Source organism: Stieleria sp. (assembly GCF_041595215.1).
Taxonomy (GTDB): domain Bacteria; phylum Planctomycetota; class Planctomycetia; order Pirellulales; family Pirellulaceae; genus Stieleria; species Stieleria magnilauensis.
In genome coordinates this window covers 1-5896 of record NZ_JBFHKV010000503.1, presented here as the reverse complement: position 1 = coordinate 5896, position 5896 = coordinate 1, and the positions used below count along the sequence as shown (strand labels likewise).

Here is a 5896-nt window from a genome sequence, read left to right as displayed (position 1 = left end):
TTGATGGGGGTGACCGTCGCCTGCGCCCGCTGCCACGACCACAAGTTCGACGAAATCCCCACCACCGATTACTACGCCCTGTACGCAACCCTGGCCGCCAGCGAGTCGCCGGACGCACTGCCGGTGCTGGGCGAACCACCGCCGACGGATCCGCTGCGTGACTACCAACGTCAACTGGAGAAACGACAGACGATCTATCGTGACATGGCTCGTGATCAGATGGAAGTGATGCGAAACCGCTTGCGCAGCCAAGTCGGGTTGTACTTGACCGAGTTGGCGAAGGGCGTGCCCGAACAGGATCTCTCGGCGGCGTTCCTGTCGTACCGCACCGACGATGTGCGTCCCGATGTTCTTAATCGTTGGCGAATCTATTTGCGCACGCTCAGCGAACAGGATCCGGTGTTCTTTGCGTGGGTCCGTCTGCAGGAGACCCCGGCGGACCAGTTCCAAACGGCGTGCGAACAACTGGTGCAAACGTTGAAAGCGGAGAACGGCGATCCGGCGAAGTTTAAAGATCTGCACAACATGAGTGTGGAAGCTCCGAAATGGAATCCGCGCGTCCTCCACGCGATCGAGGAATCCAAGCCGGCATCGCTGATCGAACTGGCCGACGTCTACGGCAAACTCTTTGCAGACGTGCACCTCGGCTGGTTGACGGCGCTGCACGAGGCGTCCTTGGAAGCGACGCCGACCGGGGATCTGATCACGGACGAAGATCCGCGACACGCTGAAATCAATAGCTCGATCAATCAACAGCTGCGGCGGCATTTGTACGAGACCGGCACCCCGACCGACGTGCCGGACAAGCTCGCCGCCAAACTGCTCAACCGCACGGTGTCGGATAAGCTGTCCGGCAAGCGTGGCACGATCCACAATCTGCACCTGAATTCGCCCGGTTCGCCGCCGCGTGGGATGGTGCTGGCCGAATCTGAAACGCCGCCCGAAACCCGCGTGTTCCTGCGTGGCAATCCGACCAGCCGTGGCGAGCGGGTGGAAGCTCGATTTCTGACCGCGGTCGCTCCCCACAACCCGACGCCCTTTACCGATGGACAGCGCCGACGTGGTCTGGCCAAAGCCATCGTCGACCCTGAAAACCCGCTGACCCGGCGTGTCATCGTAAACTGGATTTGGCGACACCATTTCGGCTTGGGTCTGGTCCGTACGCCCGATGACCTGGGGACCCGCGGAACACCGCCCACGCATCCGCAGCTACTCGATCACTTGGCCACGGCGTTTGCCGAGGACGGTTGGTCGATCAAGAAGATGCACCGCCGGATCATGCTGTCGGATGTGTACCAGCAGGCTTCGGTCGAGAACACTGAAGCGCGCCGGCGCGATGCGGAGAACCGCTTGCTGTGGCGGATGCCGCGCAAACGTTTGGAAATGGAATCGATGCGGGACGCGCTGCTGGCTGTTTCGGGCGAGCTGAACACGACGACCATGGGCGGTCGACCGTTCGATCTGGAAGCCGAGCCGGTGGTCCCCCGCCGCAGCGTGTACGCGTTCATCAATCGTGACATCATTTCGAGTCTGTCCAGCACCTTTGATGGTGCGGACCCGACGTCGTGCACGGTCAAACGTCCCGACACGCTGGTGCCCCAGCAAACGCTGTACGCACTGAATTCGTCCTTCATCCAGGACCGGGCTGCGGCGGTGGCCAAGCTGGCTGTCGATGCGGCCGCGACCAATGAAGACCGAGTGGAATGGTTGTACCGGCGGATCTATTTACGCCAACCCGATCGAGAAGAACGCGATTTGGCGATCACCTTTGTCACGCGTCCCCAGCCCGAAGGCGCGACGTCTGATGACGACGTAACCGAAACTGAACGATGGGCTCAACTCGCGCATGCCATGTTGGCCTCCAATGAGTTTCTATTCCTGGATTGACCGGCCTGCCGATTCGATGACTCATCGGTCCCGCAGCGATCCTTACACGAGCAAGATCATCATGGACAACTCCTTCCTCTCGCCTCGCCGGCAGTTTCTCCAGCGCTGTGGCTTGGGAGTCGGATCGCTGGCGCTGGCTGATCTGCTGGCCGGTCAGTCGGCAACGGCCGAGACCGCAAGCCACTTTCCGGCTCGCGCCGAGCATGTGATTCACATCTTTCTCAACGGCGGCATGTCGCAGGTGGATACCTTCGACCCGAAGCCGGAACTGACCCGTCGAGCCGGTCAGATGTTGCCGTTCGATAACCTGCAGACCGAACGCAAGACGGGAGTCGCTCTGCCGTCACCGTTTGAGTTCAAACAGCACGGTGAATGTGGGATGCCGATCAGCGACCTGTTCCCGCGTGTGGCCGAGTGCGCCGACGAATTGGCGGTGATTCGTTCGATGTACGCCGAATTGCCCAGCCACGAGATGATGCTGATGTTGATGAACACCGGCCATTCCCGTTTAGTGCGTCCCAGTTTCGGATCGTGGTTGACCTGGGGGATGGGCAGCGAGAACAAGAACCTGCCTGGATTTGTCGCCTTGTGTCCGGGCGGCTTGCCGGTCGCCGGTGCCGGCAACTGGCAATCTGCGTTTCTGCCCGGCAGCTACCAAGGCACTTTGGTCGACACGGCTCAGACCGATCCGACCAAGCTGATTCGTCATATTCGCAACGAGCGAATCAGCCGATCAGATCAACTGGCTCAGCTGGATGTCTTGCAGGCACTCAATGCCAGGCACTTGGCGAGCCGTCCAGATGAAGCGGATCTGGAAGCGCGGATTCAGTCCTTTGACCTCGCGTACCGAATGCAGATGGAAGCCACCGACGCGTTCGATACCAATCAGGAACCGGAACACATTTTGAAACTGTATGGAGAAGGGATTCAAAATCGTCAACTGCTGCTGGCACGGCGTTTGGTCGAACGCGGCGTGCGATACGTGCAAGTCTGGCACGGAGCGGGGCAGCCATGGGACAGTCATAGCAATATCAAAGGCGCCCACCGCACCGTCGCGAACCAGTGTGATCAAGGGATCGCCGGCCTGATCAAAGACCTCAAGCAACGCGGCCTGCTCAGCAAGACGTTGATCCTGTGCAGTGGCGAATTCGGCCGCACGCCGTCAGTGGAAATGGGACAAAACGGATCGGGTGCCAGCCAGGGACGCGATCATAACCATTGGGGTTTCTCGCTGTGGATGGCTGGGGGAGGCATCAAGGGTGGGACGATCTACGGTGCGACCGATGAGTTCGGCTTCAAAGCCGTCGAGAACCCCGTTTCGGTGCATGACCTACACGCCACGATGCTGCACCTGCTGGGCTTCGATCACGAACGCTTGACGTACCGATACGCCGGCCGCGACTACCGTCTGACCGACCTTTACGGACAAGTCGTCCACGACGTCATCGCTTAAGGGGAGGTTTACTCGGTGGCGACGCTTTTCTAGATAGCAGAAAAATGGGGAGCAGGAAAACGGGATGGGGCTGAGGGGGAAATGGCGACAAGAAAATGGGTGACAAGAAAATAGAGCAGGGGAGATCTGGACGGTAAGTAGCTGGTCCGCGGCCGTGTGTGATTCAGTCGCCCCATTGAAAACTGTTGCGAGTGTTTCATTTTCTTGTCACCCATTTTCTTGTCGTTTCGTCTCCCGGCACTCCCATTTTTCTGCCATCACGGTCAGTCGCACTCATTTGGTGCCCTCGGTCTCAATACCCAGCCAGACCCAACGCATCTTGTGAGTGGCACCATTGTTTGTTTTCATTGGCGTACAATCGTAGGATGAAACGCCGTTTTTCTCTTCGCGGTTTGCTCCTCCTGGCAGCGTTTGCTGCGCTGATCTTCGCGTTGGACCATGCCATCGGCGCTCCGGTGTTCTTGAGCACAACTGTATTGAGTTTGGTCCCCTTTCTTGGCGTGAGGGCAATGTATCGGTCTGGTCTGCGTTCTGCCGGCATCGATCCGGACAAGCATTGACGGCGCCCTTGCCACACGACCGACTCATTTCACCACTGAAAGATTGGACGCGGGATAAAGTCTGTCGGCCACCTCCCTGCGTCCACTCTGCAATCCTCCGGCGACTTTGTACGTGTTGCTGGAAATTCGCTCGCCTCATCAGCCAGCGCTTGTGGACTCGCCAGGTTGTCAAAGCCACTTAATTTGCAGCCTCGAACGCAGCTCGGATCCAGTCGCCGCGGGTGGTGCCGGCGGTGGGAACGGAGAAGCCGTGCTGGTCAGCCAGGCGATTCCAACGCGTCGCCAGTTCCTCGTCGAGTGGCTGGTCGAGCTTTGCGGCGTGTCCGGGGAATGCCTCGAAATACTGACTGACGATGTGTTTGCCGCGGGCGCCTGGTTTTGCCGGAGCAGGCTCGATGCCGTGGAGTCCGCCGAGGCTGCCCCACCATTGCACGGCGATGAAATCCGGGTGACCGGGTCGCACATCGCTGACGTGGATCGTGGCACCGCCGCGCGACCAGACACGCCGTTTCAACGCTTCGACGTCGACTTCCTGCACGCTGACGTTTTCGTCTAATGCCATGTCGGCAGCGAAACCGGCGGCACCGCCGAGCGACATCCAGATCGGTTCCAGACGAAGCGCGCAGAAGCCGACGTGACTGGCGCTGCAGGCTGTCGGAACGAGCAGATTCCGCATCGTCTTCGGCACCAGCACTCCGTAGGGAATCTGATACGGCGCGACGCCTTTATAGAACTCGCCCGTATGCCGCCCGCCGATCAGCGGTCCTTCGTGGTCAGTGCCGTGGCAGTTGTGGCTGTATTCTCCAATGGCGATCGCGTCGGGATGCAAGCGGGCACGGGCGTCGTCCGGCGCGTATTGCGTGTCTGCTTCGGTATAGACGTACTGCCCGACCATTCGGCGAGCTTCCCGAACATAAATCTGCGGCGGGATGTGGCCGCTGTCGGCAAACTCATCGCGACACAGCCCCCACGACATCGCCGCTTCGCGAAAGGCATCCGGTAGTGCGGGATCGGTCTGGACGAAGTGCATCAGCCCGAGCTGCCAATCGAGGTGTTTCTTTTCGATCCGCCGTCGGGTAGCGACGTCGGCTTCGGGATAGCCGCGATTGTGCCCCGGCAGCGAGAGCCGGACGAGTCCCTTGGAAACGTCGTTGATGTCGCGTTTGCCGTTGGGCATCACCGGCAGGTGCGCCTTCAGAATGAAACGCCGACCGGGGTAACCGAAGGCGGCATCAAACTCGCCGGCCGTCACCAGCGGAACAATCGCCGCGTAGTCTTCGCGGTTGTAATTCTCTGGGACGGGGATCGGCACGCGGTTCGATTCGTTCTGCGTCATGCACAGGCGGTAGTTGTAGCCCTGTAACTGGTCATCGGCGGTTTCCGGCGCGAGCGATTCACCGTACTCCGACCGAGCCTCCCGCCCCACGCGGTACGGAACATTCGCCGCAGCGAGCAGATCGCCTTCGTAAGTCGCATCGATCACGATCTTTGGCTTGACCGTGGTTTGCGGTGATCCCGGCACCGCAAAGTGCAGCGTCGTCAAGGCCGAGTCTTCGACCTCCACTTGGACCAGACGATGATTCGTCAGGACCGTGAGGGTCGGCATTTCGGCGAGCATGTTTTCAAAGATCTGCAGGTTGACCGAAGGCTCACCGTGGGTGCCCTGCCAGCTGTCGTTGGCCTGTTCCGAATCGTTGCCGTACGTTTCCCGGTAGTGCTGCAAGACCCGCTGGCTGAATTGGAGAAAGGGTCCGTTGAGCGCTTCGAAGCTGTGAAAATCCGAATGCGATAGACCATGTGTCGTCATGCCACCGATCCGTCCGGTGGGTTCGATCAGCCAGACGCTGCGGTCTGATTCTGCGGCATTCAGCGCGGCGGCAATGCCGGCAGGCGTGGCCCCGTAAACGACCACATCAGGCAACGCTGTGAAGCATTCCCCCCCTGTGTTGACGAAGGTTGTAGCGGCAGGGCGCGAGCCCTCCGGTTCGTCGTCTTT

4 protein-coding genes are annotated in these 5896 nt (G+C 60.0%); 3 read left to right on the top strand and 1 reads right to left on the bottom strand.

What is annotated here, in order from left to right; genetic code table 11:
- From ABX749_RS18835 to ABX749_RS18825, 3 genes are all read left to right on the top strand, one after another.
- Positions 1–1887 (top strand): DUF1553 domain-containing protein (locus tag ABX749_RS18835; RefSeq protein ID WP_372897318.1); only part of this gene is annotated, 1887 nt, incomplete at its 5' end.
- 61 nt (positions 1888–1948) lie between these two features.
- Positions 1949–3340, top strand: a complete 1392-nt coding sequence (locus ABX749_RS18830) for a DUF1501 domain-containing protein (protein ID WP_372897319.1) — start codon at positions 1949–1951, stop codon at positions 3338–3340.
- Positions 3341–3705: 365 nt separating this feature from the next.
- Positions 3706–3900 (top strand): hypothetical protein, encoded by a 195-nt coding sequence (locus tag ABX749_RS18825; RefSeq protein ID WP_372897317.1) that lies wholly within the window; start codon positions 3706–3708, stop codon positions 3898–3900.
- Between the two features lie 178 nt (positions 3901–4078).
- Here the strand turns inward: ABX749_RS18825 and ABX749_RS18820 are convergent.
- Positions 4079–5896: FAD-dependent oxidoreductase (locus ABX749_RS18820; protein WP_372897316.1), on the bottom strand; the 1818-nt coding region annotated here is incomplete at its 5' end.

What these genes read in the sequence shown, in the direction of transcription:
- ABX749_RS18830 (WP_372897319.1), top strand. Translation starts at nt 1,949, where the DNA reads ATGGACAACTCCTTCCTCTCGCCTCGCCGGCAGTTTCTCCAGCGCTGT.
- ABX749_RS18825 (WP_372897317.1), top strand. Translation starts at nt 3,706, where the DNA reads ATGAAACGCCGTTTTTCTCTTCGCGGTTTGCTCCTCCTGGCAGCGTTT.